Raw genomic sequence first — 25,092 nt, forward strand, 5'->3', positions numbered from 1 at the left:
TTCAGTACAGAGCATCCGCAAACTCTGCCAGCTGCTGGTTAAAACGGGCTGGCTCTTCCAGGAACGGGGCGTGCCCCGAATGGTCAAACCACACCGCGCTAATACGGGGATTCACACTTCTGGCACGCGCCAGCGATGCGTGTGGCTCCACCAGCTGGTCATGCCTGCCGTAGATAAAGCGTACCGGGATTGTCGCTTTTCCCAGCCCCTGCTCAAGCACAACTTTCATTGACGGTACGGCGCGTTGCATCTCCCAGGAGGCCATCGCCGCATTGGCTTGCAGGCGCGCGAAGGTAACCGGGTCAGGTTGCTGGTAGAAGCAGAGCCGCAGAAATTCGCGCTCGCCATCCAGGTGGGTGGCTAGATCCGCCGAGGTCATCGCCTGATAGACTTGCGGATGCGCCGGGATCTGATCGGGCGTTAACTCCACCACGGCGTCGACATACAGCGCGCCAGACAGCGCTTTGTCACCAAACTGCGCCAGGTAGTGACTGATCACCGCGCCACCCAGCGACCAGCCGACCAGCAGCGGTTTTTTTGCATGGCTTGCGGCAATCACGGCGGCGACATCTTCCGCCCAGCGGCTTCCCTCGCGGTAGGCCTCTGCCTGCGTCGGTTTGGCCGACAGACCATGGCCGCGCATATCAAAACTGATGAAGCGAAAACGTTGCAAAGCCGGATCCTGACGCTGTTTTTCCCAGTTCAGGTGGCTGCCTAATAAGCCGTGAATAAAAATAATCGGCTTGCCTTGCGGCGCGCCGGACTCTTGTACCGCCAGTTCCACACCGTCCGCCGAGGTCACGGTGTACTGCTTGTCGCTGGCAAACAGCGAGGCGGAAAAGCTGAATAACAAAATAGCGAGATAACGGCCAGGGGATAACAGCATAAAATGTTCCTCCAGATGAATGTTCGCGGCTATCCTCAACCCTGACACTGGTGTCAGAGTCAAGCCATTTACCGGGAGGAAGAGAATGTTTTCAATTGGCGAACTCGCCCGACAAACGGGCATTAGCGTGCGCTCTATCCGCCATTATGATCGCCACGGTCTGCTGTGCAGCACGCGTGCCTGCAACGGTTATCGCTACTTTCCACCGCAGGCGCTCGGCCAGGTGAGGCAAATCCAGCAGTTGATCGCCACGGGGTTTAGCATTGCTGAAATTGCCGCTTTTCCTGCCTGTATGCGCAATGAAGAAGGGGCGACGATGTGTCCGCAAACGCGCGCGTTGCAGCGTAAACGGCTGGCGACGATTGAGGCGCAAATCGCCACCCTTGAACGCCGCCGCGCGCAACTGGTTGCCGCGCTGGGCGCGACAAAACAAAAAACGACGCCCTGAGGCGTCGTCATAATGTGCAGGGCGGAAGCCTCGCCGTTATAAACCGCGTTTGCCGATCAGGCTTGCCAGTTCAACCAGGCGATTTGAGAAGCCCCACTCGTTATCATACCAGGCGAGGATTTTCACCAGATTGCCGCCAATCACCAGCGTTGATAATCCGTCAATGATCGACGAGCGCGGGTCGCCCTGGTAATCGCTGGAAACCAGCGGTTCGTCACTGTAACCGAGAATACCTTTCAGCGGACCGGTCTCTGCGGCTTCGCGGAACGCGGCATTTACCTCTTCAACCGTAACGTCACGTTTTAGCGTGACCGTCAGGTCAACAATCGACACCACCGGAACCGGTACGCGCAGAGAGTAGCCTGTCAACCGGCCGTCGAGTTCCGGGATCACTTTGCCGAGCGCTTTCGCCGCCCCGCTGGAGTAAGGCACAATCGACAGCGCCGCAGCACGCGCGCCGCGCAGATCTTTTTCCGGCTGGTCGTGCAGCGCCTGGCTGTTGGTATAGGCGTGGGTGGTGTTCATCAGGCCATGTTCGATCCCGAAGCGCTGATGCAGGACTTGCGCGGCAGGGGCCAGTCCGTTGGTGGTACAACTGCCGTTGCTGACCACAAAATGGCGTTTGGGATCGTACTGGCTATCGTTCACGCCCAGCACGATGGTTAAATCATCATTTTTACCCGGTGCGGAGATAATCACCCGTTTTGCGCCGCCGCGGCTGATATGCACTTCGGCTTTGTCACGTTCGGTGAAGAAACCGGTGGCTTCAATCACCACTTCCACGCCAACATCGCGCCATGGAATGTTGCCCGGATCGCGTTCGCTGAACACACGCACCGCATTGCCATCGACGAACAACTGGCCTTCACCCGCTTCTACCGGAACGGGCAGGGTGCCGAGCAGAGAATCATGTTTCAGCAGATGAGCGAGAGTTTTGCTGTCTGTCAGATCGTTAATCGCCACGATCTGAATCTCCGGGTTGCCCAGCGCCGCGCGTAACACGTTGCGTCCAATTCTGCCAAAACCATTAATGCCGACCTTAACCATAATTGACTCCTTCCTGTGCGGTAACTAACTGCAGTTACTGTAGGCCGGTCATGGTTTGGCGTAAACGACAAAAAAGGATCACTTTACGCCAATTTGCGGCAGTGGAAGCGCTGGCGGTAATCGCCTGGTGTCAGGTGTAACTGGCGTTCGAAAATGCGCCGCAGATTGATGCTGCTGCCGAAACCGGTGGCGGCGGCGATCTGATCCAGGGTTTCACTGGTTTGCTCCAGCCGGCTACGTGCGGCGGCGAGCCGCGCTTCGGCCACATAGCGTGCGGGAGAAACGCCGCTTTCACGGGTAAAGACGCGGGTGAAATTGCGCGGGCTCATCGCAACCTGTTCCGCCAGCCGCTCAACGGATAAATCCTCAGCCAGGTTGGCAAGGATCCAGTTTTGCAGTTCGCTGATTGGCCCGACGCCGCTGGCCTGCTGCAATTGATAGCGGCTGAACTGCAACTGACCGCCGGGGCGGCGCAAGTACATCACCATGTTCTGCGCGATATCCAGCGCCAGTGAGAAGCCATAATCATCTTCGACCAGCGCCAGCGTGAGATCGAAGCCGGAACTGACGCCGCCAGAGGTCCAGACTGGCCCGTCCTGAATATAGAGCGGGCCGCCTTCAACGGTTACCGCGGGGTATTCTTTCTGCATGGTTTCCAGCAGCCGCCAGTGGGTGGTTGCGCGCCGTCCGTTAAGCAACCCACTTTGTGCCAGCAGCATCGCGCCACCGCAAATAGAAACGACCCGACGCGCGTGCGGCGCGGCAAGGCGCAGCCAGTCCACCACGGCCGTACCTTCTTCGGCATCAGTACCGCGACCGGTTATCATGATGGTGTCCCACGGCTGGCGCGGATCGATCTCCGGCAGGCGGTGATCGGCCAGCAGGTTCAGCCCGGACTGGCCATGGATCACCTGGTGAGGCTGGGTGGTGGCAACGGTAACGCGATAGCGCGGCTGCGCGGTCTCATCCGGATGTAGCTGGTTGGCCTGCATCAGAATGTCGGCAATACCGGCGGCTTCGAACAGCATGCCGCCATCAGGAACAATAATCAGGAATGTTTTCATGTCCTGAAACGTACGCCAAATACATTTTAAGTCAAGCCTGCGCTGAAGGGCGCGGATGACGGGCAATAAAAAACCCGGAGTCTCCGCTCCGGGCAAATCTAACAAGACACAAAATGTTATCGAATAACGCAGTCTGTGGCGTTATTCGCTGGCCTGTTTACGGTTAGCCATCGTCGTGACCAGATATTCCTGCACGGGGTCGAGAGAAAGATCGGGTTGCGGCAGTTCAGCCTCATCATGGTTGCTGGCAGGTTGCCCGGCGACAAAGGGTTTTAGCTCCCGGGCGCGTTCAAACTCACTCAACACCTGCCAGCCGAGATCGTCACTGGCACGGTTGTTCATTAACACATTCCTTACGCGTTTCAGCTTTGGCAGCATCGTCGTCTCTCCATTAACAATAAACGCAGGTTATTTTTTCGCTTCAACGCCGGGCGCGCTGGAGCGGTCAAGGAATTGAGTTGTCACTTCCGGCACGTGCTGGAGCATCCACTCCGCCATTTCAATCTCTTGCGCCACAATTTTTTGCAGCACCTGCACGCCGTTAACATCGCCCAATTCTTCAGCCGTTCTAATCAATGAGGTGTAGCACGCAATTTCAAATTGCTCAAAGACATAGCCACCTATTGCGCCTTTAACCACCTCGTCGGAATTAAAGACACCGCCAACGGCTTGACCCATTGCCGCCATTTTACCCATGGTGTCTTTGAGGACCGATCGCGATATTCCGCATTGATCAATAAGCCCTTCAAGTAACACTATTTGTTCGCGGGTTTCGGCTAAATGACTTTCAATTTTGCTTTTCAACACAGGATAATTATCGATGCGTTTAGCCATTGCCTCCAGCATCGACTCTGCCTGTTTTTCCATCCCATGTGCGTCACGTAGCCAGTCGTGATAATTCTCTTCGCGTGTCATACGTTTACCTCAGGTGGAATTAACTCAATGACGTTTATTCTACTTCCGCTTTGGAATTAATTTTGCTGGTCGCAATTTTGGTAAGTAAATTGTCGGTGGTTTTTTCCTCTTCCAGCGTTTGCGCCAGAAGATTTTTCGCTTTTTTATAGCCTAATTGATCGGCAAGGGTGCAAAGCGTACCGTAAGAGGCAATTTCATAATGTTCAACTTTTTGCGCAGCGGCAATTAACGCGGCGTCACGAATAGTGCCTTTTTCAGTGCTTTCAATCACCTCGTCGGCTTCTTCTACTAAACCTTCCATCGCATGACACTTCATGCGTTTTAACTTCAGGCCGCTTTCGGCTTCAAGCAGCTGATCGATGCGCTCTATCTGGCCTTGCGTCTCTTCCATGTGTTGTTTGAAGGCTTGCACCAGCTCGGGTGTAGAGGCTTCGCGTGCCAGTTTGGCTAACGCGCGGGCAAGCTGTTTTTCTGCGCTGTAAATGTCCGACAAGCCGTGGATAAATAAATCGTTTAGCGTATTAATCTGCATAATTAAAGACCTTTAATTTCAGGTTAAAAATAGCGAGCCGTTGCCGGCTCGCCAGGAATAAAATAAATATATTGATGCGGTAAAAAATTAAATCAGAAATTAATCCCCTGATTTACGGCCGCCGCTGTGGCTATTCTGGCCGCCTTTTTTACCTGCTTCGGAAGCGCGCTGTGGATCATTTTTGAAATTACCACCGCTGTGTTGACCGCCTTTGCGGCCCGCTTCGGACGCTTTTTCACGATCTTCGGCGAAATTACCTGAGCCGCCACGATGTTCAGCCATAATATTTCTCCTGTTTCGTTGTTAAATATATGAACATGAATATTCGAAACCATGTTCACTGCGTTCAGGGATTAAAGTTAGTCGCTGTAGTGAAATAGTCAAACGTGAAAATTCCTATGCAAAAAAATACTCCTTTAGGTGTAGCTGCTGGTTATTTAAACAAAGCGGCATTGAGGATGTATCTTTAAAATAAGTCACTTAGCAAAAAGTAGATAGAAAACGAATATTACCTCTCGTTATTACCTACCTTTTTTCATGTGGTTTCTGGCATGAAAATGGCATTTATTGACATAAATTTACATTTTGTTTTGGTAAATCATCATGATTTCTTATGGTTTTAAGAGAAGTCTCAAACAGGGATGCAGAATGTATCTTGCCGTTTGGCTCGCCGCTCACGCGGCAACTACTTTTAAATTTCATAACCGATACGTCACCCTGAACAGGAACGACTTTTTGCCAGTTCACTGAGCTGTCGAACCGGGGAGTGCGCGTACAGCGTTTTTTGGTGAGGAAGCAAGATGAGCCTGCAAAAATGTACCGTCCTGTACGACGGTAGGGCGCTGGTTGGCCCCGAAAATGTCCCGCTGATCGATTTTCTTGAAACCTGCAATATCACGCTACCCCATGTTTGCTACCACCCGGCGCTCGATCCGTTACAGACCTGCGATGTGTGCTGGGTCGAACAGGCGGGGAAGCTGGTGCGCGGCTGTACGCTGCGAAGCCATGACGGGCTGGTGATTAACTCGCTGGACAGCCAGGCGCGGGCGGCGCGCGAAGAGGGCATGGATCGTCTGCTGGCGAAACATGAACTTTATTGTACCGTGTGCGAACACAATACTGGCGACTGTACATTGCATAACACCATGGTGGATATGCACATTCCTATTCAGCGCTACCCGTATACGCGTAAGCCTTACGTTAAAGATCACTCCAACCCGTTTTACACCTACGATCCGGATCAATGCATATTATGCGGGCGCTGCGTGGATGCCTGTCAGAATGTGGAAGTCAACGAAACGCTGAGCATTGATTACACCATGGAGCATCCGCGCGTGCTATGGGACGGGGGAAATCAAATTGCCGGTTCGAGCTGCGTTAGTTGCGGGCATTGTGTGACGGTCTGCCCGTGTAATGCGCTGCTGGAAAAAAGCATGCAGCCGGATGCCGGGCCCTTTACCTCGATGCGCCAGTCGCTCAAACGTCCGCTGATCGATGTGATTAAAGTGCTGGAAAACTCCACCGGCGCCGAAATTATCTCCGGTATTTCGGTGATGGATACCGCGTTACGCCAGCAGGAGATAAAACGCACCAAAACCGTCTGCACCTATTGCGGCGTAGGATGCAGCTTTGAAATGTGGACCCGCGATCGCCAGCTTCTGAAAGTGCAGCCGGTGGTTGATGCGCCGGTAAATGGCATCTCCACCTGTGTTAAGGGCAAATTCGCGTGGGATTTCATTAACAGCCCGCAGCGCCTGACCACGCCGCTGATCCGCGAAAATGACCGTTTTCGCCCGGCAAGCTGGGAGGAAGCGTTAACCCTTGTCGCCAGCCGCTTATTACAGACCCGTGATCAGTACGGCCCGGACAGTATTGGTTTTATCGGCTCCAGCAAAGGCAGCAATGAGGAAGCGTATCTGACGCAAAAAATTGCCCGCGCCATTATTGGCACCAACAGCGTGGATAACTCATCGCGCTACTGCCAGAACCCGGCCACAGAAGGGCTGTTTCGCACGGTGGGCTATGGCGGCGATGCCGGGACGATTGACGATCTGCAACAGGCCGAACTGGTGATTATCGTCGGCAGCAACACGGCGGAGAACCATCCGGTGATCGCCTCACGCCTGAAAGCGGCAAAAAAACACCGCGGGCAAAAATGGCTGGTGGTCGACCCAAGACGCCACGAAATGGCAGAACGCGCCGACCTGCATTTACGCATTCATCCCGGCAGCGATCTGGTATGGGCATCGGCAATGGCACGCTATATGTTTGACCACGGTTATGAAGATGCGGCTTTCCTCGCGGAACGTGTCAACCAGGTTGACGCCTATCGCCAGTCGCTAACCCCGTTTACGCTGGATTACGCCGCGCAAATCACCGGCATACAGGAAGAGACACTGCGCGAAGCGGCAGAGTTGATCGGCAAGGCGGGTAGCGTCTGCATTATGTGGGCGATGGGCATCACGCAGCACAGCCACGGCGCAGACACCAGCACCGCGTTATCCAACCTGTTACTGGTGACCGGCAACTATGGCCGACCCGGCACCGGCGGCTATCCGATGCGCGGGCATAACAATGTGCAGGGCGCCAGCGACTTTGGCTGCTTGAAAAATTTCTACCCTGGCTATGAATCGGTCAGCGATCCACAGATCCGCGAAAAATGGGCCAAGGCCTGGGGCGTACCGGCTGAGCGCCTGTCGCTCAAGGTCGGGCAGGACAACTTTATGATGGTTGAACTGGCGCGTAAGGAGGTGATCCGCGCCATGTACGTCATTGGCGAGGAAACCGCCTTTTCCGACGCGGACGCGGAAAATGTGCATCAGGGTTTTACCAATCTCGATTTTCTGGTGGTGCAGGATCTGTTTCTTAGCCGCACGGCGCAGTTTGCTGATGTGGTGTTGCCTGGCTGTCCGAGCGTGGAAAAAGAGGGGTCGTTTGTAAACACTGAGCGGCGAATTCAGCGCTTCTACCCGGTAATGGAGCCGCTCGGCGACAGCCGTCCGGACTGGTGGATCCTCACGCAACTGGCGGCCCGTATGGGCCATGACTGGGGCTATCAACATCCGCAGGAGATCATGGCGGAAGTGGCGGGCATTGCCGAAAGCTTTGCCGGTGTCAGCTATTCATGTCTTGAGGGCTGGAAATCGCAAATCTGGCCGGTCAACGCCGATGGCAGCAGCACACCGCTGCTCTACACCGAACGCTTTAAATCCCCCGACGGGCGCGCCACGCTTTATCCGCTGAGCTGGCAACCGCCCGCTGAAGAGGCGGATGCCGAATATGATTTGTTGCTCAACAATGGCCGGATGCTGGAGCATTTCCAGTCCACCAACCAGAGCGGGCAGGGCGGGCGCACCACCAGTCTTTCACCGGACTGGTTTGTGGAAATCAGCCCGCAGCTGGCGAACGCGCGCAGCTTGCAGGAAGGCGACTGGGTAAAACTTATCTCCCGGCGCGGAGAAGTTGAGGTGCCGGTGGTGGTGACCGATCGCGTTCAGGGGAAGGTGCTGTTCATCTCCATTCATCAGGGTAAAGATGGCATTAACCAACTCACTGGCGAACACCACGATCCGTCGGTCAATACACCCGCCTATAAAGAGCTGGCCGTGCGCCTGGAAACACTGGATCGCCCGCCGCTGCCCGACCCGCTACCGAAGCACAATTTCCGCCACGGTAAACGTACCCCGATTGACAAGGTGCCAGTGGAAGAGAAATGGCGGCGCGAAGATTACCGCGAACCGCCAGCAACCGAACCCCACCCGGAGAAATTCTGATGGCAAAAGCGATTGATTATCAGCCGGAACCGGCAAAGATTGGCCCCGATGCCCATGAAGAACTGGCGCGACTGCTGGAGTCGTTGCATCAGCATGGCGTGCTGCGCCTGGCAAATGATTTGGTAGGTGCCAATCAGGAGATCGCGCAGGTGCTGGTTAACGGCTTACAGCGCGAAGGCACGCTCAATGCGATACAGAATATCGCGGTGCTGCTGCTCGCGCTCTCCAGCATTCCACCGGAGAAAATGTACAAACTGGCCTTTGGCCTGCGCGATATGGCCGATGCGCTAAGCCAGCCTGCCGGGGCGGGTGAGCATACTGCTCCGGGTCTGCAAGGGGCGTGGAAGATGCTGCAGGACGAGGATCTGTGGCATGCCCTGCAACCCCTGCTTACCGGGATGAAAGCCTTCGCGCGGCGCATGGAGCAACCGGTTGATAAGCCGATCTCCGCGTGGACCGGTAAACCCAGCGACGCATAATGAACGAGGAAACCGCACTGGTGCTGGCGCGCGGCCAGTTTGCTTTTACCATCGGCTTTCACATTGTGCTGGCGGCTTTTTCCATTGGTCTGGCGCATTTTTTGATGTTCCTTGAGGCGATGTGGCTCTGGCGCAAGCAGCGGCTCTGGCTGTCGCTGTGGCGCTACTGGAGCAAAATTTTTGCCCTTAACGTGGCGGTGGGCGTGGTCACCGGCGTGGTGATGGAGTTCGCTTTCGGGACGAACTGGAGCGGGCTTGCCAGCCGCGCGGGGGCTGTGCTCGGCCCAATGATGTATATGGAAGTGCTGGTCGCGTTCTTTCTTGAAGCGGGGTTTATGGGCGTGGTGCTTTTCGGCATGGGCAAAGTCCGGCCGTGGGTGCATTTTATGGCGACCTGTATTGTGGCGCTTGGTTCGCTGTTCAGCGCGTTTTGGATCCTTGCGGCCAACTCATGGATGCAAACGCCGGATGGCTTCGCCGTGGCGGCCGATGGTCGCTTTGTGCCGGTCGACTGGTGGGCGGCAATTATCAACCCGTCATTTCCCTGGCGCATGGCACATATGGTGGTGGCGGCAATGTTGGGCACGGCGTGCCTGGTGGCGGCCTGCGGGGCGTGGCATCTGCTGCGCGAGGCGCGACATCCGGCGGCGCGCCAGATGTTCTCACTGGGCCTGTGGATGCTGGTGGTGATGGCACCGGTACAGATCGTGCTTGGCGATCTGCATGGCGAAAACACGCGCGACCATCAGCCGATAAAACTGGCGGCGATGGAAGGCGCGTGGGATCCACCGCCGCCGGGCGAAGGCGAGCCGCTGCGATTATTTGCGCTGCCGGACATGCAACAGCGCCGCAATTTATACGAAGTCGCCATTCCCGATATCGGTTCGCTCTACTTGCGGCACAATCTTGAAGGGCGCATTCACACGCTCAACCAGTACCCGGCGGAAGCGTTGCCGTGGGTGCCGGTGGTGTTTTGGTCGTTTCGCGTGATGGTCGGGCTTGGCATCGCCATGGCGGCTGCGGGCATGGCCGGGCTGGTGGTGCGCCTGCGGGGGCGTTTGTGGCGGGCACGCTGGTTACAACGCGTGATGGTGCTGCTGGCACCCGCCGGATTTATCGCCATGCTCGCAGGCTGGCTGGTGACGGAAGCGGGGCGTCAGCCCTGGACCGTTTACGGCTTGCTGCGCACCTCGCACAGTGTGGCGCCGGTTTCACCAGAACTGGTGCTGGGCTCGTTGCTGGCGACCGTGGTGGTTTATATCGCGCTCTTTGCGCTGGGGCTGTGGTTTTTGCTGAAGCTGATGTCGCGCTTACCGGCGAGGCATGAAAAGAGTGCCATGCCTGAGGTCGCCGAACGCACCGGGAAGGGGACGTGATATGCCGGATATTTTAGGTTTGCCCTGGCTTGATGCACTTTCTGCCGCTGCACTGGCGCTCAGTTTGCTGGTCTATGTTCTGCTTGATGGCACGGATTTGGGCACCGGCATCCTGTGCGCCTTTCAGCGCAGCCCGGAGTCGCGTCATATTATCAACCTCTCTTTACTGCCGGTCTGGGATGGCAACGAAACCTGGCTGGTGCTCACGGCGGGCGGCTTGCTGGGGCTTTTCCCGCTGGCGTACGGCATCATCCTCAGCGCGCTCTATATCCCGGTGTTTGTGATGTTGCTGGCGCTGGTGATGCGCGGCATGGCAATTGAGTACCGCCACTATGCGCCACGGCTGTTTGACCTGATGCTGGTGGCTGGTTCGCTACTGGCGGCGCTGGCGCAAGGGATTATTGTGGGCGCGCTGTTACAGGGAATTGCTACCGATGGGCGCCAGTTTACCGGCAGCGGTTTTGAGTGGCTGCGTCCTTTTCCACTCTATTGCGGCTTTGCGCTGGTCTGCGGATATAGCCTGATGGGGGCAGGGTGGATAATCTGGCGCTGTACCGGCGAGCTGGAAACGTGGGGGCGGCGGGTGATGCCGTGGCTCGCCACCGTCACCGGGTTGCTGCTGGCGGGGTTGCTGGTATGGAGCGCGCAGTTGCACGAAACCTGGCGGCAGCATCTGTTTAACCCGTGGCTGTGGTTACCACTCTCGTTGGTGGCTGCACTGGCAGTTGCGTTGTTATGGCTGGGGCTGATATTGCGGCGGATATTTCTACCGCTGGCGGCGGTGCAGGTGATAGTCAGTTGTGCTTTTTGTGCGCTGGTGTTTACGCTTTTTCCCTGGATAGTGCCGCCTGTTCTCAGCATTACGCAAACCGCCGCGCCACCGGCCACGCAGCGATTTCTGCTGGTGATGTTTGCGCTACTGGTGCCCGTAACGTTGCTTTATAACAGCTGGGTTTTTCGCATCTTCAGTGGAAAAATTGCAGGTTAGTTCGGCAAAACAGGCTATAAAGTAAAGGCGAGATTTACAGTAAGCAACAGCATGCGCGGAGACTTATCCATGGCTATAGCAAAAGCTTATAATTTAAAGCAGGCATATCAAATGATTAGCTCAGGTAAGCACCAGGAAGTTGAGCTGGCTTTTGATGTCGATGCGGATACGTTTTTTATGCTCTCGGCAAACTACGGCAACAGCGGGGCGAAGATTGCCCGTCACGATAACCATTTTGTGCTCAGGCTGGAGAAAGAAGCCGCTTCAGGTTGAACACACTCGGGTAGCATGTTTCACCAGTGGCACAGGAGTGCAGGCGACGGGCGTATTATTCGCCACCGACGCCGTGTCATCTCTGCGTTATATTTATCCCTTTTAATAGCCGCGAGCCCTGCCACTGACTCTGTTTTTTCCGGCTTGCGGCTTCATTTGTTGTTACCCTGATTTCGCGGCGGCGCACTTTGCCGCCACACTAAAACTCGTTATCTACCCATTATTCCCGGCATTACGCCGGGTTTTTTTTCTCTGCGCGCAGCCCGTTGGCCAGCAAGCAAAACGCGTTAATAACTTTGGGTAACGTCTGTTGCGGGTTATCACTGGCGGCGACCCATAACGCGGCATTCAACGCCGCGCCGTTGAGCAAACGCGCGGCGGATTCCACATCCACCTCTTTCATCTCGCCGTTTGCCACCATGTCAGCAACGGCGATACGGGTGGCCTGCAGGCAGGCATTCTGGCTTGGCCAGCGCGAAGGATCGCCAAGAAACGCCGGGCCATCAAGCAACACAATGCGCTGGATTTCCGCATCGAGCGCCATTTCGATATAGGCGACACCTTCAGCCAGTAGCGCATCCCAGGCATTATCGGTGGCGTGCGCGCGCATCTTCGCGCGCTGCGCCATTTCGCCATCAACCTGCGCCACCACGGCGGCAAGTAAGCCCTGTTTATCGCCAAAGTTGTGATACAGCGCCCCGCGCGTTAAGCCTACGCTGGCGGTCAGTTCATCCATTGATGCCGCCGCAAAGCCTTTTTCGGCAAACGCCTTGCGTGCTGCGGCGATAAGTTTGGCGCGATTCTCTTCCATGGTTTGCGCGCGACGTTTTACGGCCATGTTGACTCCCTTTGAAATACATCGCGTATGTGAATTGACATACGCAGTGTATGTGGATTAACTTCATATACGAAGTGTATCTCAAATCAACCAGCAAAAGGTAACCCTATGATCCCACGCGAACCCGTTTTTCCCGCTCATCGCCATGCGTTGTATGAACAACATGGTTACTCTGCCGCGATACGCTCCGGCGATCTGCTGTTTGTTTCCGGTCAGGTTGGCAGCCGCGCCGATGGCAGCCCGGAGCCCGATTTCGCGGCACAGGTGCGTCTTGCGTTCGACAATCTTCAGGCCACGCTGGCGGCGGCGGGGTGTACTTTTGATGATCTGATTGATGTCACCACCTTTCATACGGACCCGGAAAACCAGTTCGCCACCATTATGCAAGTCAAACAGGCGCTTTTCCCGCAGCCGCCGTATCCCAACTGGACAGCCGTGGGCGTGAACTGGCTGGCGGGTTTTGATTTCGAAATTAAGGTGATTGCGCGCATTCCTGAACGCGCGGCATAAAAAAGCCTGCGACAGGTCGCAGGCTTGAGGATAAAGAGCGGGATTAGAGCAGATCGAAGCGATCGAGATTCATCACTTTTGTCCAGGCGGCAACAAAGTCGGTGACGAATTTCTGTTTACCGTCGGCGCTGGCGTAAACTTCCGCCAGCGCGCGCAGTACCGAGTTGGAGCCAAACACCAGGTCGGCGCGCGTGGCGGTGTATTTCACCTCACCGCTCTTGCGATCGCGGCCTTCAAACAACTCTGATTTCTCGTCGGCGGCTTTCCATGCGGTGCGCATATCGAGCAGGTTAACGAAGAAATCGGTGCTCAGTACGCCCGGCTGGTCGGTAAAGACGCCGTGCTTACTGCCGTCATAGTTCGCACCCAGTACGCGCAGGCCGCCAACCAGCACGGTCATTTCCGGCGCGGTGAGCGTCAGTTGCTGCGCTTTATCAATCAGCAACGTTTCGGTGCTGATACCATCCCACACGCGGCGATAGTTGCGGAAGCCATCGGCCAGCGGCTCCATCAGTGCGAAAGAGTCCACATCGGTTTGATCCTGACGCGCATCGACACGCCCCGGCGTAAACGGCACATTAACCTGCACACCGGCCGCTGCCGCTGCTTTTTCAACGCCAACCACGCCCGCCAGCACAATCACATCCGCCAGCGAGGCTTTCGCCAGCGTTTTCTGAATACTTTGCAACGCGGGCAGGGCTTTCGCGGCGATAGCGTTCACTTCCCAGCCATTTTGCGGTGCCAGCGCCAGACGCGCACCGTTCGCGCCGCCGCGTTTATCGCCGCCACGGAAGGTGGAGGCAGACGCCCAGGCGACTGAAATCAGTTCGCTCACCGACAAGCCGGATTCGGCAATCGCAGCTTTCAGATTAGCGATATCAGCACCGTTCGGCTGATGAACCGCCGCAGGCAGCGGATCCTGCCAAATCAGGTCTTCTTTTGGCACTTCCGGGCCGATGTAGCGTGATTTTGGCCCCATATCGCGGTGGGTCAGTTTGAACCAGGCGCGGGCAAAGGCTTCATTAAACGCCTGTGGATCGTTGAGGAAACGGCGCGAAATCTTTTCAAATTCCGGGTCGAAACGCAGCGTCAAATCGGTCACCAGCATGGTGGGCTTGCGTTTTTTCGCCGGGTCGAACGGATCAGGGATAATTTCAGGGGCATCTTTCGCTTCAAACTGGATAGCACCCGCCGGGCTGCGGGTTTGCACCCACTCATATTTGAACAGGTTTTCGAAAAAGTAGTTGCTCCACTGGGTGGGTGTTTGCGTCCATGCCACTTCCAGACCGGAAGTGATGGCATCTGCGCCTGCACCGCTACCGTAGCTGCTCATCCAGCCCAGACCCTGCGCTTCCAGCGGCGCGGCTTCCGGCTCTGGTCCGACATGGTTATCCGGCGTGGCGGCACCGTGGGTTTTGCCCAGCGTATGACCACCGGCGATCAGCGCGACGGTCTCTTCATCGTTCATGCCCATATTGCCGAAGGTGGCGCGAATGGCAGAGGCTGCAGAAACGGGCTCGCCGCTGGCGTTCGGGCCTTCCGGGTTAACGTAAATCAGCCCCATCTCGGTTGCGCCAATCGCGGCCTGCGCCAGGCTTTCCGGGTGGCGGTGGCTTAACCACTCTTTTTCATTACCCCAGTCGACATCCATATCCGGTTCCCAGACATCTTCACGCCCGGCACCAAAACCGAAAGTGCGGAAGCCGGCATTTTCCAGCGCCACGTTGCCCGCCAGAATAATCAGATCGCCCCAGGAAATTTTTTGACCATATTTTTGTTTCACCGGCCACAGCAGACGACGCGCTTTATCAAGGCTGACGTTATCCGGCCACGAGTTGAGCGGTGCAAAGCGCTGCTGACCACGACCTGAACCCCCGCGACCATCAACGGTGCGATAGGTGCCGGCGCTGTGCCAGGCCATGCGAATAAACAGGCCGATATAGCTGCCCCAGTCTGCTGGCCACCACTCCTGGGAATCGGTCAGCACATTGCGGATATCAGCTTTGAGCGCGGAATAATCGAGCTTTTTGAACTCTTCGCGGTAGTTAAAATTTTCACCCAGCGGGTTAGAACGGTTGGAGTGTTGGTTTAGCAAATCTACGCGTAACTGGTTCGGCCACCAGTCGCGGTTACTGGTTACCGGGCCTGCACTTTTTTCGCTGCTTTTGTTATGAAAGGGGCATTTCTCGACGGATGACGAGAGGGATTGATCGTCTGACGTGCTCATATCGGGCTCCATTTGCTTGTGTTCTGTCGTTACGATATACACTGCTTCCTGATAAAGGTATTTGAATGAATCTACAGATTTGATAGTTAATACCTTTCTATAAAATGGTAAAAACTTGACGCAAATCGCTTAACTGCGCTACCCACTCCTAAACATTAGCAATTCCACCACTACCGTTACGGTTTTTTTCCGGGCGTAGCGCATTTTTTGTGACGACGTCACCACGGTACAGCAGGCGCTACCTGCAAGCGTATGGAACGCAGGTGTGTATTCTCTCTTTGAAATTAAACGCCAACGTTTTGGCGAAATATATCCATCTCCGCGCCTGGAATAATTTTCCGATGCTTTATCTGCGCAATGTTAATTTAATCGGCCAAAACGGAATGGCTAATAAACACGCTATGTAGCAACTGCATTTCGCTGCGTTTGCTCAATAAGAAAGAGATTACGGCAATGCATTTTTTGCCAGCGTGGGGGAAGGGTTGTGGATAATCTTATGTACAGAGCGACATTTTTTCTTTTTTACCGTTTCGCTAATAATGACGTAACGGCACATTATCACAATATAACTGGCCGAATACGCAGCATACGCTACCCTGATTATTCCACCTGACTTTAAGGAAAAAGATCAATGCGTCTGGCTTTACATCTTATTATTCCCCTGATGCTTGTTGGCTGTGGCGCCAATAATAGCGAACCGCAAACGGCTATACCTGGCGAGAAAACTTCCGGGAAAATGAAAACCCTCGAAACAGGCGCAGCGCTAATACAATCTCGCCCGCCAATTGAGGCAATAAGTGCTTACCTTGATGGCTTTCATTTTTATAACGGCGATCGACAAGGGCAAATGGAAGCCCATCATTATGTCACCGTGTTAAATAATGATGTCATGCAGGCGGTGATTTATGACGGTAATACCGCAAATGCACGGCTGATGGGCGTGGAATACATCATCAGTGAGCGACTTTTCAAAACGCTGCCGCCCGAGGAGAAAAAACTCTGGCATAGCCACCGTTATGAAGTGAAATCCGGCTCGCTTATTGCGCCGGGTTTACCGGCCGTCGCCGAAAAAGCCTTGATGAGCAATATCGTGAATACCTACGGCAAGACCTGGCACACCTGGCACACTGAACGTGACCAGACGCTGCCGCTGGGCGTGCCCGCGCTAATGATGGGATTTACACAAGATGGGCAACTCGATCCGGCGCTGCTTGCTGACCGCGATCGCCGTTTTGGCGTGAGCACCCCGGCTATCAGGCAGCAGCGCAAAGATCTGCCAGCGCACCCGGTGGCACAGGGCGCGGATGCGTGGGAACAGGGGCAGGTGATTCAAATCAAGCCCGTTACGCTCTCTGAAGGTACACATGCGCATAAATAACGCTCGCGGAGGGCAAACGTGATTATTCATCATTTTAATTGCGGCTGTATGTGCCCACTCGGCGGCGCGCTGTATGACGGTTTCAGCAAAGGTGTGCATGCGCATCTGGCGTGTCACTGCCTGCTGCTTGAAACACAACGCCACGGACTGGTGCTGGTGGATACCGGCTTCGGCACCACCGATATGCGCCAGCCCCGGCGCAATATCCCGGCTTTTTTTCGCCTGTTGAACAACATCCAGCAGCGGGAAAACTTAACGGCGCTGGCCCAGGTTGAGGCGTTAGGGTTTAAGGCTGCAGATGTGCGGCATATTGTATTGACCCATCTGGATTTTGACCACGCCGGCGGCCTGACCGATTTCCCGCAGGCGCAGATCCATCTCTTACAGCACGAAATCGACACTGCGCAGCAGCGGCACAGCTGGCTTACACGCGAACGCTATCGTCCCGGCCAGTGGCAGGGCGTTTCGGGCTGGCAGGGGTATGCCGCCGAAGGCGAGAAGTGGTACGGCTTTGATGCCGTGACGGCCCTGCGTGGATTGCCGCCGGAGATTTTGCTTATCCCGCTCGCTGGTCACACGCTGGGTCATGCCGGTATTGCCATTCAGCATCCCGCTGGCTGGCTACTGCACGGCGGTGACGCCTGGTTTTACCGGGGGGAAATCGGGGGGACGGAGCGCCACTGCACGCCGGGGCTGCGTTTTTATCAATGGATGATGGCGATGGATAACGCAGCCAGAAGGGTTAACCAGCAACGTCTGCGCGAGCTGGCGTTAACGCATGGCGAGGAGATCCGGCTGTTTTGTAGCCACGATGCGCAGGAGTTGCGTGCGTTACAACGCCGATAAAAAAAAGCATCTGCCTTGCAGATGCTTTCGGGATGCTTATTTCGGCTGGGGTTCACCGCTACCGAGGTCGGCGCCGGTGAGGGGATCCACAGTCGGATCGGATTTGGTGCGTTCGGCCATCGCTTTTACCAGCGCCAGTTGTTCCGGGCTGAGCGTCGTGGTGGCGGAGCCGTCACCGCCGTCCACCGCCGGTTGTGGATCGGCGACATAGTCAAAGTTCTCATCGCTGTTCCAGCTACCGCGCGGATCGTCACCTTCCGACATGTTGTAGTAGACGTTGGTGTACTGTTCGATTGGCGGTAATTTTCCTGGCGGGAAATTATTGCGAATCGAGTAGAGCGCCTTCTCAAAAGAGAGCATATGCGCGGCTTCACGGGTCATCAGGAAACCTAACGCGTCTTTTACACCCGGATCGTCGGTGACATTGATTAGGCGCTCGTAAATAATTTTCGCGCGCGCTTCGGCGGCGATATTCGAACGCAAGTCGGCGGTCACTTCGCCAATCGTATCAATATAAGCGGCGGTCCACGGGACACCGGCGGAGTTAGTCAGCGCGGGGCCGCCGCCGTACAGCAGCGACGTAATATGGCTGTCGTTACCGTTTTCGGTTAACGAGCGATACAGCTCCGCCTCACTTTCGGTGCCTTCTGCCAGCTCGCCTTTTGCCCCTTTATTGAGCATGCCGACCAGCGAACCGATAATTTCCAGATGGCTGAGCTCTTCTGTCGCGATGTCCATCAACATCTCTTTGCGACCGGCGTCTTCATCACCCAGCCCCTGGGTGAAATAGCGGCATGCCGCAGCCAGTTCCCCTTGCGGGCCGCCAAACTGTTCAAGCAGCAGGTTGGCCAGCCCTGGATTCGGTTCACTGACGCGCACGGTGTATTGCAGTTGCTTTACATGACGAAACATTGCTTGCCTCCTGAAAAATAAAATTTATTATTTTTTAGCTTCCACGCCTTCCGCTGCGCTGCGCAGCAAAAATTGTTCTGTCACATCCGGAATATGATTGAGTGCCCATTCGGCCATGGCTTTTTCTTCCGCCAGGATCTGTTTGAAAATATCGATGCTGGCGCTGTCACCGGCTTTTTCAGCCGCGGCAATAAGCGAGGTATAACAGGCAATTTCAAATTGTTCGAAGACGTAGCTACTGATTGCGCCTTTAACGATTTCATCCGGTGCAAACATGCCGCCAAATGATTGACCCATCGCCGCCATTTTGCTGGTGGCATCTTTCATTAACGAACGGTTAATATCGTTACGATCCATCACCGTTTCCAGCAATTTTATTTGCCCTTGCGTTTCCGTTAAATGTTGCTCAATTCGTGCGCGTAAATCGGGGTAATTATCGATGCGGCTGCTCATGGCATTAAGCATTGACTCAGCTTGTTTTTCCATGGCATGTGCATCGCGTAACCAGTCGTGATAATTTTCTTGAGGTGTCATATCTGATCCTTTCATGGTTGAGTGGATAAGCAAAATAGGGCACTGCCGCTGTTATCAGCAGTTATACTATTAATAAAAAATATCAGGGGAAGTTATGCGGCGTTTATTAACGCGAGATGAATTAAATAGACAAATATTAATCCTGATATCCTTCCTGCTTTATATTTACATGCCAGCGTGTGTCGCTTGATATTAAATTTAGACACTGACCTCATTTAGTCAAACCGAGGCGTAAACAGGTTGGGTTGAATATATTTTTTGCTCGCCGTTTCGCTTGTTATTATTTTTTAAAAAATAAATTTTCATTAATATTAATAACTTAACGGCATGCACTTTCGTTTTCATTAATCACCTGTGTCACTATCACTCATTTTTGGCAGGTATAGCTGGCTTTTTCGTGGCCTTTTTTGACATTTCTTTACGTTTGGCAAGCGGCTACACGCGTGATATTCAGCAAGTTTAAGAACTATCTCAGTCCTCGCGCCCGCCGAAAGGGTTGCCGCCGAATGCACAGTTGAACCGCTCCATTCGCGGCGTTAAAAAAGAGAGTGATGCCTTACCTGACAGGTGCATGCGGCATATGCCCGTTTTTACTTTTCCATATGAGGATTATTGCTAACCAGAATGATGTTCAGGGCGCTGATGGCTCGTTACCCTGTTAGCCCACGAGGAGAACATCATGAAACAACTGGAAAATGCCCATGCCGCGACTTTCCGCGCAGTACGTTTTGTCCTGACGGACATGGACGAAACCCTGACATACCAGGGAAAACTGGCTGCAGCCACCTACCAGGCGCTGGAACAGTTACACCACGCGGGGATCAGCGTTATCCCTGTGACCGCCGCACCGGCTGGCTGGTGCGATCAAATGGCGCGAATGTGGCCGGTGGCGGGGGTGATTGGCGAAAACGGCGGGCTTTTTTATCGCCGTGCACAGGAGGGGATTGCGCGTCACTACTGGCACGACGCGCAGGCGAAACTGACACCACAATTAGCGCATATTATTGACGACGTAAAACGCCAGGTTCCCACGGCCACGCTGGCTGATGACCAGCCCTTTCGACTGACCAGTATTGCTTTTTCCCGCACGGCGGATGACGAACAAAACGCCGCCATCATCAACTGCATGCGCAGTCATGGAGCCAGTGTCACGGTCAATAATCTCTGGCTGCTCGGCTGGCTGGGCGGTTACGACAAGCTGGTGATGGCGCGAAAAGTGCTGCGCGAACACTACAACCTCGACATCGATAGCGACCCTGACTCGGTGCTTTATACCGGTGATTCACTCAATGATGCACCGATGTTTGCCTTTTTCCGCCATTCGGTAGGCGTCAGTACCGTGCTGGAGTGCCTTGATGCGCTGCCCCAGGCGCCTGCCTGGATCACGCGTGGGCCGGGTGGGGCCGGGTTTGTCGAAGCCGCGAATGCACTGCTCGCTTCACGAGCTATAAAATCAACACGTTAAGTTGATCTTCACCACCCGGAACACCATCACGCACTGACAAAACGTGCGCTTATCTTGACAATTCATTGACAGTTCACTGCCTGGTCAGTAATTTCATTTGTAATTACTGACCAGGCAAATATCATGACTAACGCTGCGGATATTCCCAACCCAAAACTGCACCTCGGTTTGTTGATTCATCTGGCAAACCAGTTCAAAGACCAGCTTATTAGCCAGTACTTTTCTGCTGCGGATATCACCGCTGCACAGTTCAAGGTATTGATAAGTATCTATAAAGGCTTCAATAGCCCAGTTGAAGTGAGCAAAAATCTGCTGATGGATGCCGGGGCGATGAGCCGCATGCTTGAGCGCATGGTCAAGCGCGATCTGATTGTGCGCACCACCAACCCGGAAGATAAACGCCAGGTCATTCTCGAACTGACCGACAAAGGGCGCGTGATTTGTGACCGATTTCAGAATGAGGCGCTGGCCTCGATTCTCAGTACGATGACCAGGCGTCTGACCGCCGACGAGTCGCGGCTGCTGGTTGAACTGCTGATAAAAATGTTGCCGGACGAGGCAACCCGCCCACATCGCTAAGCTGTCCTGAAAAGGTATCAAGATGCAAACTTCATCTGCACAACCCGAACGCGCGCCGAGCAAACGTAAGCGCAACTTCGCTATCCTGTTCGTTGTTTTGCTGCTTATCGCCGCAGGCTGTCTGGCCTGGTATCTGTTATATGCCCGTTACTACGAAAGTACTGATGATGCGTACGTCAACGCCAACCTGGTGACCTTAACGCCGCAAATCGGCGGGACGGTGACGCAGGTTTCCGTTGATGAAGGCGATTATGTCGAAAAAGGGCAGCCGCTGGTGTTGCTGGATCCGAGTGACACCGAAATCGCCCTGCAACAGGCAGAAGCGAACCTGGCCAGCACTGTGCGCCAGGTGCGCGGCTTGTACAGCACGGTCGATAACTACCGTGCGCAGGTCGCGGCGAAACAAACCGCGTTGCAAACCGCGCAGAACGACTATGCGCGTCGGCAAAAAATCGCCACCAGCGGCGCGATTTCCGTTGAGGATTTAGCGCACTACCGTGATGCGGTCGCCACGGCGAAAAGCGATCTGGCGGCGGCGCAACAGGCGTTAAGCACTAACCTGGCGATGACCGATGACACGGTTATCGACAGCCATCCGGAAATCAAAAGCGCGATTGCCACGTTGCGCCAGCGTTACCTCGATAACGCGCGCAGCACCATTGTTGCGCCGGTAAGCGGCTTTGTCGCAAAACGCGCGGTACAACTGGGGATGCGCGTCGATTCCGGCACCACGCTGATGTCGATTGTGCCGCTGGATCAGGTGTGGGTGGACGCCAACTTTAAAGAGAGCCAGATGAATACCATGCGTCTGGGGCAGAAAGTGACGCTGACCGCCGATCTCTATGGTGACGATGTGGAGTACCACGGCACCATTGAGAGTCTGGGCATTGGCACCGGCAGTGCGTTTTCGCTGCTGCCGGCGCAAAACGCCAGCGGGAACTGGATCAAGATTATCCAGCGTTTGCCAGTGCGCATCACTCTTGATCCGCATGACATGCAGAAACATCCGCTGCGTGTGGGGCTGTCGATGTTTGCCCGCGTGGATATTCGTAACGCCGATGGCGATCTGCTGCCGCCCAAAACGGTTGCTGCCCCGCGCTTCACCACCGACGTTTACCAGAACGCACTGGAGAACGCCGATCAACTGGTGACGAAAATTCTTCATGACAACAGCCAGGCGGTAGCGTCCAGCGCCCGCTAAGAGAGACGTTATGCAAGATAAGTCGGCGTTTACGCCACCCAGCCTGTTGCTGGCGACGATTGCGCTGTCGCTGGCAACCTTTATGCAGGTGCTGGATACCACCATCGCGAACGTTGCGCTGCCGACCATCGCCGGTAACCTTGGCGTCAGTTCGGATCAGGGCACCTGGGTGATTACCTCGTTCGCGGTGTGCAATGCTATTGCGCTGCCGCTGACCGGCTGGTTTACCCGTCGCTTTGGTCAGCTCAAGCTGTTTGTCGGTTCGGTGGCGCTGTTCACTCTGACCTCGTTTCTGTGCGGGTTCGCCCACAGCATGACCGAGCTGATTATCTTCCGCGCGCTGCAGGGCTTTTTTGCCGGGCCGATGTTCCCGATGTGCCAGACGCTATTGCTGGTGATTTTCCCGACCAGCAAACGCAGTATGGCGCTGGCGTTGCTGTCGATGGTGACCGTGGTCGCACCGATTGTCGGGCCGATTACCGGCGGCTGGATCACCGACAATTACTCGTGGCCGTGGATCTTCTATATCAACGTACCGATAGGGATTTTCGCCGCCATCGTGGTCTGGACACAGCTGCGAGAGCGCGAAGAAACCACCTCTCATTCGCCGATCGATTACATCGGCATTGCGTTGCTGGTGCTCGGCGTGGGCCTGTTGCAGGTGGTGCTGGATAAAGGCAACGACATGGACTGGTTCAACGCCACGGAAATCATCGTTATGTCGGTACTTTCCGCCATTGCGCTGGCATCGTTTGTCATCTGGGAACTGGGGGAGCAGCACCCGATTGTGAACCTGCGGCTGTTTAAAGATCGCAACTTCGCCATTGGCACCGCAACGCTGACGCTCGGTTACGCGGCTTTTTTCGCCATTAACATTATCCTGCCGCAGTGGCTGCAAACCCAGATGGGTTATACCGCCATCTGGGCCGGGCTTGCCGCCGCGCCGATGGGCTTTTTACCGCTGCTGTTAACACCGTTTATCGGTCGCTACGCCCATAAAGTGGATCTGCGCCTGCTGGCGTCATTGTCGTTTCTGACCATCGGCGCATCCTGCCTTATCCGCGCGCAGTTTAATACCAGTGTCGATTTTCGCACCGTGGCGGAAGTGCAGATGTTTATGGGTATCGGCGTGGCGTTTTTCTTTATGCCGATCACCACCATTGTGCTGTCAAATCTGCACGGTGCCGAAGTGGCGGAAGGCTCCGGGCTGGCAACCTTTTTCCGCGTGCTGGGCGGCTCGTTTGCCTCGTCGCTCACCACCTGGATCTGGTCGCGCCGCGAGGTTTACCATCACGCTAACCTGACGGAAAGCGTCTCCGTGTATAACCCGGCGGCCACCGACTATCTGCATAAAATGGGCGGCGTGACGCAGCAACACCTGGCGGCGGTGGATAAAACCATTGAACAGCAGGCCTATATGCTGTCGACCATCGACTATTTCTGGCTGTTGGGCTGGGGATTTCTGGCGCTGGTGGTGGTGATTTGGTTTGCCCGCCCGCCGTTTGTGCGTTCCGGTGCGCCGGGCGCGCCGTCGGCAGGACACTAATAACAGAGATGGAATAACCTATGGCTCCGGTGTTACCAGGCAGTGATGGTCGTTTATTGCAGCATCGTTCTTTTGTTGCCTTCTGGCTGGCGCGAACCAGCTCCAGCTTCGGTTTTCAGATGTTATCTATCATCGTCGGCTGGCAAATTTACTCCCAGACACAGAGCGCGTTCTGGCTGGGGATGATTGGTCTGGTGCAGTTTATTCCCTCGTTAACGCTGGCGCTGCCTGCCGGACATATCGCCGACCAGTTTGACCGCCGTCGCGTGGTGCTGCTGGCGCAGATTCTCGAGTGGCTGGCCATCGCCGCGCTGGCGTGGTTAACGTGGCAGGGCGATGCCAGCGTGTGGGTGATTCTGGCGCTTATCTTTGTTATCTCTTGCGCCAAAACCATTGAGTCGCCATCGATGATTTCGATGTTGCCGGCGCTGGTGCCGCTCTCCATTTTACCGCGAGCAACAGCCGCGAATGCGGTTTCCGGCCAGGCGGCGCAGATTGTCGGCCCGGCGCTGGGCGGTTTTCTCTACGCGGCGGGGGCCGATGTGGTGTACAGCGTTACCGCCGGGCTCTATCTGGTGTCGCTGTTGCTGGTGATGACCCTGCGGTATGAACAGGCGCAGCCGCCGCGCACGCCAGCGACGCTATCTTCGCTGTTTGCCGGTGTTGGGTTTATCCGCAACCGCCCGGATGTGCTGGGGGTGATTTCGCTCGATCTGTTTGCCGTACTGCTCGGCGGCGCGACCGCACTGCTGCCCATTTTCGCCCATGATGTGCTGCATACCGGGCCGCTTGGTCTGGGCTTGCTGCGTAGTGCGCCAGCCGTTGGTGCGCTGCTGGTGGGCTTCTGGTTAAGCCACCGCGCATTGACGCGCAATGTCGGCATGATCATGTTTATGTGCGTGGCGGGGTTTGGCGTGGCGACGCTGGTGTTCGCCTTCTCAAGCTGGATGTGGCTGTCGCTGCTGGCGCTGTTCGCGCTCGGCGGTTTCGACATGGTGAGCATGGTGATCCGCGGTTCGCTGGTGCAACTCGATACGCCAGATGAGATGCGCGGGCGGGTGAACGCGGTTAACTCCATTTTTATCAACACCTCTAACCAGCTCGGCGAATTTGAATCCGGTATGCTGGCGGCGTGGCTTGGCGCGGTGCCTGCGGCGGCGATTGGCGGTGTCGGCACGTTGATTGTGGTAGCCCTCTGGATGAAGTGGTTCCCCGGTTTGCGCTACCGCCAGCGGCTGGAAAGTGATATGGGGTAGGTTAATCAGCCCGGTTTAC

25 protein-coding genes are annotated in these 25,092 nt (G+C 55.4%); 14 read left to right on the forward strand and 11 right to left on the reverse strand.

The window, feature by feature from the left end; genetic code table 11:
• Nucleotide 1: 1 nt before the first annotated feature.
• On the reverse strand, nucleotides 2-886 hold the full coding sequence (locus RT644_RS15545) for an alpha/beta hydrolase (protein ID WP_313627229.1): 885 nt from the start codon (nucleotides 884-886) through the stop codon (nucleotides 2-4).
• Between the two features lie 85 nt (nucleotides 887-971).
• On the opposite strand from RT644_RS15545, the gene RT644_RS15550 reads away from it, so the two are divergent.
• Nucleotides 972-1,334, forward strand: coding sequence for a MerR family transcriptional regulator (locus tag RT644_RS15550; protein ID WP_249881638.1), 363 nt, complete (start codon nucleotides 972-974; stop codon nucleotides 1,332-1,334).
• A gap of 36 nt (nucleotides 1,335-1,370) precedes the next feature.
• On the opposite strand, the gene gap is transcribed toward RT644_RS15550, so the two are convergent.
• From gap to RT644_RS15580, 6 genes are all read right to left on the reverse strand, one after another.
• Nucleotides 1,371-2,381 (reverse strand): type I glyceraldehyde-3-phosphate dehydrogenase, encoded by a 1,011-nt coding sequence (gene gap, locus RT644_RS15555; RefSeq protein ID WP_097405820.1) that lies wholly within the window; start codon nucleotides 2,379-2,381, stop codon nucleotides 1,371-1,373.
• A gap of 83 nt (nucleotides 2,382-2,464) precedes the next feature.
• On the reverse strand, nucleotides 2,465-3,445 hold the full coding sequence (locus RT644_RS15560; RefSeq protein ID WP_045509692.1) for a GlxA family transcriptional regulator: 981 nt from the start codon (nucleotides 3,443-3,445) through the stop codon (nucleotides 2,465-2,467).
• 141 nt (nucleotides 3,446-3,586) lie between these two features.
• Nucleotides 3,587-3,787: a hypothetical protein gene (locus RT644_RS15565; RefSeq protein ID WP_016495709.1), complete on the reverse strand. Its 201-nt coding sequence runs from the start codon at nucleotides 3,785-3,787 to the stop codon at nucleotides 3,587-3,589.
• Between the two features lie 66 nt (nucleotides 3,788-3,853).
• The gene (locus RT644_RS15570; protein WP_016495710.1) at nucleotides 3,854-4,360 is read right to left on the reverse strand and encodes a ferritin-like domain-containing protein; all 507 of its coding nucleotides are present in this window, start codon (nucleotides 4,358-4,360) and stop codon (nucleotides 3,854-3,856) included.
• Between the two features lie 34 nt (nucleotides 4,361-4,394).
• Entirely contained in the window at nucleotides 4,395-4,892 is a 498-nt protein-coding gene (locus tag RT644_RS15575) for a ferritin-like domain-containing protein (protein ID WP_045509684.1), read from the reverse strand.
• Nucleotides 4,893-4,991: 99 nt separating this feature from the next.
• Nucleotides 4,992-5,174, reverse strand: coding sequence for a general stress protein (locus RT644_RS15580; RefSeq protein ID WP_016495712.1), 183 nt, complete (start codon nucleotides 5,172-5,174; stop codon nucleotides 4,992-4,994).
• A gap of 518 nt (nucleotides 5,175-5,692) precedes the next feature.
• On the opposite strand from RT644_RS15580, the gene fdhF reads away from it, so the two are divergent.
• The 5 genes from fdhF (at nucleotide 5,693) to RT644_RS15605 (ending at nucleotide 11,781) form a co-directional block, all read left to right on the forward strand.
• Nucleotides 5,693-8,665: a formate dehydrogenase subunit alpha gene (gene fdhF / locus RT644_RS15585; RefSeq protein WP_313627230.1), complete on the forward strand. Its 2,973-nt coding sequence runs from the start codon at nucleotides 5,693-5,695 to the stop codon at nucleotides 8,663-8,665.
• Nucleotides 8,665-9,144, forward strand: coding sequence for a DUF1641 domain-containing protein (locus RT644_RS15590; RefSeq protein WP_097405823.1), 480 nt, complete (start codon nucleotides 8,665-8,667; stop codon nucleotides 9,142-9,144). The genes fdhF and RT644_RS15590 overlap by 1 nt, the downstream gene beginning before the upstream one ends.
• Nucleotides 9,144-10,520, forward strand: a complete 1,377-nt coding sequence (locus RT644_RS15595) for a cytochrome ubiquinol oxidase subunit I (RefSeq protein WP_313627231.1) — start codon at nucleotides 9,144-9,146, stop codon at nucleotides 10,518-10,520. The genes RT644_RS15590 and RT644_RS15595 overlap by 1 nt, the downstream gene beginning before the upstream one ends.
• 1 nt (nucleotide 10,521) lies before the next feature.
• Entirely contained in the window at nucleotides 10,522-11,508 is a 987-nt protein-coding gene (locus RT644_RS15600; RefSeq protein ID WP_313627232.1) for a cytochrome d ubiquinol oxidase subunit II, read from the forward strand.
• A 111-nt stretch (nucleotides 11,509-11,619) separates the two neighbouring features.
• Complete coding sequence (locus RT644_RS15605) at nucleotides 11,620-11,781, forward strand: hypothetical protein (protein ID WP_016495717.1); 162 nt, start codon at nucleotides 11,620-11,622, stop codon at nucleotides 11,779-11,781.
• Between the two features lie 232 nt (nucleotides 11,782-12,013).
• Here the strand turns inward: RT644_RS15605 and RT644_RS15610 are convergent, their stop codons facing one another.
• Entirely contained in the window at nucleotides 12,014-12,619 is a 606-nt protein-coding gene (locus tag RT644_RS15610; RefSeq protein WP_016495718.1) for a TetR/AcrR family transcriptional regulator, read from the reverse strand.
• A 108-nt stretch (nucleotides 12,620-12,727) separates the two neighbouring features.
• Here RT644_RS15610 and RT644_RS15615 point away from each other — a divergent pair, with 108 nt between their 5' ends.
• A complete protein-coding gene (locus RT644_RS15615) occupies nucleotides 12,728-13,129 on the forward strand; it encodes a RidA family protein (RefSeq protein ID WP_016495719.1) in 402 nt (133 codons plus the stop codon).
• A gap of 43 nt (nucleotides 13,130-13,172) precedes the next feature.
• Here the strand turns inward: RT644_RS15615 and katG are convergent, their stop codons facing one another.
• Nucleotides 13,173-15,356, reverse strand: a complete 2,184-nt coding sequence (gene katG / locus RT644_RS15620) for a catalase/peroxidase HPI (protein WP_313627233.1) — start codon at nucleotides 15,354-15,356, stop codon at nucleotides 13,173-13,175.
• A 631-nt stretch (nucleotides 15,357-15,987) separates the two neighbouring features.
• On the opposite strand from katG, the gene RT644_RS15625 reads away from it, so the two are divergent.
• Both RT644_RS15625 and RT644_RS15630 read left to right on the forward strand, forming a co-directional pair.
• On the forward strand, nucleotides 15,988-16,734 hold the full coding sequence (locus tag RT644_RS15625) for an OBAP family protein (protein WP_313627234.1): 747 nt from the start codon (nucleotides 15,988-15,990) through the stop codon (nucleotides 16,732-16,734).
• Between the two features lie 18 nt (nucleotides 16,735-16,752).
• Nucleotides 16,753-17,580 (forward strand): MBL fold metallo-hydrolase, encoded by an 828-nt coding sequence (locus tag RT644_RS15630; RefSeq protein ID WP_313627235.1) that lies wholly within the window; start codon nucleotides 16,753-16,755, stop codon nucleotides 17,578-17,580.
• Between the two features lie 36 nt (nucleotides 17,581-17,616).
• Here the strand turns inward: RT644_RS15630 and RT644_RS15635 are convergent, their stop codons facing one another.
• Together RT644_RS15635 and RT644_RS15640 are read right to left on the reverse strand one after the other, a co-directional pair.
• Entirely contained in the window at nucleotides 17,617-18,492 is an 876-nt protein-coding gene (locus RT644_RS15635) for a manganese catalase family protein (RefSeq protein WP_016495723.1), read from the reverse strand.
• A gap of 27 nt (nucleotides 18,493-18,519) precedes the next feature.
• Complete coding sequence (locus tag RT644_RS15640; RefSeq protein ID WP_016495724.1) at nucleotides 18,520-19,026, reverse strand: ferritin-like domain-containing protein; 507 nt, start codon at nucleotides 19,024-19,026, stop codon at nucleotides 18,520-18,522.
• A gap of 679 nt (nucleotides 19,027-19,705) precedes the next feature.
• Between RT644_RS15640 and RT644_RS15645 the strand changes: the two genes are divergently transcribed.
• From RT644_RS15645 to RT644_RS15665, 5 genes are all read left to right on the forward strand, one after another.
• Nucleotides 19,706-20,491, forward strand: a complete 786-nt coding sequence (locus tag RT644_RS15645; protein WP_313627236.1) for an HAD-IIB family hydrolase — start codon at nucleotides 19,706-19,708, stop codon at nucleotides 20,489-20,491.
• Between the two features lie 123 nt (nucleotides 20,492-20,614).
• Nucleotides 20,615-21,070 (forward strand): MarR family transcriptional regulator, encoded by a 456-nt coding sequence (locus RT644_RS15650; protein ID WP_016495726.1) that lies wholly within the window; start codon nucleotides 20,615-20,617, stop codon nucleotides 21,068-21,070.
• A gap of 22 nt (nucleotides 21,071-21,092) precedes the next feature.
• Nucleotides 21,093-22,271, forward strand: a complete 1,179-nt coding sequence (locus tag RT644_RS15655) for an efflux RND transporter periplasmic adaptor subunit (protein ID WP_313627237.1) — start codon at nucleotides 21,093-21,095, stop codon at nucleotides 22,269-22,271.
• Between the two features lie 10 nt (nucleotides 22,272-22,281).
• Nucleotides 22,282-23,817: a DHA2 family efflux MFS transporter permease subunit gene (locus RT644_RS15660; protein ID WP_313627238.1), complete on the forward strand. Its 1,536-nt coding sequence runs from the start codon at nucleotides 22,282-22,284 to the stop codon at nucleotides 23,815-23,817.
• 20 nt (nucleotides 23,818-23,837) lie between these two features.
• Complete coding sequence (locus RT644_RS15665) at nucleotides 23,838-25,073, forward strand: MFS transporter (protein ID WP_313627239.1); 1,236 nt, start codon at nucleotides 23,838-23,840, stop codon at nucleotides 25,071-25,073.
• Nucleotides 25,074-25,092 lie beyond the last annotated feature (19 nt).

The sequence above is a fragment of the Kosakonia sp. genome, from assembly GCF_032104925.1.
Taxonomy (GTDB): Bacteria; Pseudomonadota; Gammaproteobacteria; order Enterobacterales; family Enterobacteriaceae; genus Kosakonia.

Bases quoted from the DNA above. Each gene is read 5' to 3' on its own strand.
- RT644_RS15570 (WP_016495710.1), bottom strand. From the start codon at position 4,360: ATGACACGCGAAGAGAATTATCACGACTGGCTACGTGACGCACATGGG.
- fdhF (WP_313627230.1), top strand. From the start codon at position 5,693: ATGAGCCTGCAAAAATGTACCGTCCTGTACGACGGTAGGGCGCTGGTT.
- RT644_RS15635 (WP_016495723.1), bottom strand. From the start codon at position 18,492: ATGTTTCGTCATGTAAAGCAACTGCAATACACCGTGCGCGTCAGTGAA.
- RT644_RS15665 (WP_313627239.1), top strand. From the start codon at position 23,838: ATGGCTCCGGTGTTACCAGGCAGTGATGGTCGTTTATTGCAGCATCGT.
- gap (WP_097405820.1), bottom strand. From the start codon at position 2,381: ATGGTTAAGGTCGGCATTAATGGTTTTGGCAGAATTGGACGCAACGTG.
- RT644_RS15625 (WP_313627234.1), top strand. From the start codon at position 15,988: ATGCGTCTGGCTTTACATCTTATTATTCCCCTGATGCTTGTTGGCTGT.
- RT644_RS15600 (WP_313627232.1), top strand. From the start codon at position 10,522: ATGCCGGATATTTTAGGTTTGCCCTGGCTTGATGCACTTTCTGCCGCT.
- RT644_RS15575 (WP_045509684.1), bottom strand. From the start codon at position 4,892: ATGCAGATTAATACGCTAAACGATTTATTTATCCACGGCTTGTCGGAC.
- RT644_RS15550 (WP_249881638.1), top strand. From the start codon at position 972: ATGTTTTCAATTGGCGAACTCGCCCGACAAACGGGCATTAGCGTGCGC.
- RT644_RS15615 (WP_016495719.1), top strand. From the start codon at position 12,728: ATGATCCCACGCGAACCCGTTTTTCCCGCTCATCGCCATGCGTTGTAT.
- RT644_RS15580 (WP_016495712.1), bottom strand. From the start codon at position 5,174: ATGGCTGAACATCGTGGCGGCTCAGGTAATTTCGCCGAAGATCGTGAA.
- RT644_RS15645 (WP_313627236.1), top strand. From the start codon at position 19,706: ATGAAACAACTGGAAAATGCCCATGCCGCGACTTTCCGCGCAGTACGT.
- RT644_RS15655 (WP_313627237.1), top strand. From the start codon at position 21,093: ATGCAAACTTCATCTGCACAACCCGAACGCGCGCCGAGCAAACGTAAG.
- RT644_RS15650 (WP_016495726.1), top strand. From the start codon at position 20,615: ATGACTAACGCTGCGGATATTCCCAACCCAAAACTGCACCTCGGTTTG.
- RT644_RS15565 (WP_016495709.1), bottom strand. From the start codon at position 3,787: ATGAACAACCGTGCCAGTGACGATCTCGGCTGGCAGGTGTTGAGTGAG.
- RT644_RS15595 (WP_313627231.1), top strand. From the start codon at position 9,144: ATGAACGAGGAAACCGCACTGGTGCTGGCGCGCGGCCAGTTTGCTTTT.
- RT644_RS15560 (WP_045509692.1), bottom strand. From the start codon at position 3,445: ATGAAAACATTCCTGATTATTGTTCCTGATGGCGGCATGCTGTTCGAA.
- RT644_RS15590 (WP_097405823.1), top strand. From the start codon at position 8,665: ATGGCAAAAGCGATTGATTATCAGCCGGAACCGGCAAAGATTGGCCCC.
- RT644_RS15605 (WP_016495717.1), top strand. From the start codon at position 11,620: ATGATTAGCTCAGGTAAGCACCAGGAAGTTGAGCTGGCTTTTGATGTC.
- RT644_RS15610 (WP_016495718.1), bottom strand. From the start codon at position 12,619: ATGGCCGTAAAACGTCGCGCGCAAACCATGGAAGAGAATCGCGCCAAA.
- RT644_RS15545 (WP_313627229.1), bottom strand. From the start codon at position 886: ATGCTGTTATCCCCTGGCCGTTATCTCGCTATTTTGTTATTCAGCTTT.
- katG (WP_313627233.1), bottom strand. From the start codon at position 15,356: ATGAGCACGTCAGACGATCAATCCCTCTCGTCATCCGTCGAGAAATGC.
- RT644_RS15660 (WP_313627238.1), top strand. From the start codon at position 22,282: ATGCAAGATAAGTCGGCGTTTACGCCACCCAGCCTGTTGCTGGCGACG.
- RT644_RS15640 (WP_016495724.1), bottom strand. From the start codon at position 19,026: ATGACACCTCAAGAAAATTATCACGACTGGTTACGCGATGCACATGCC.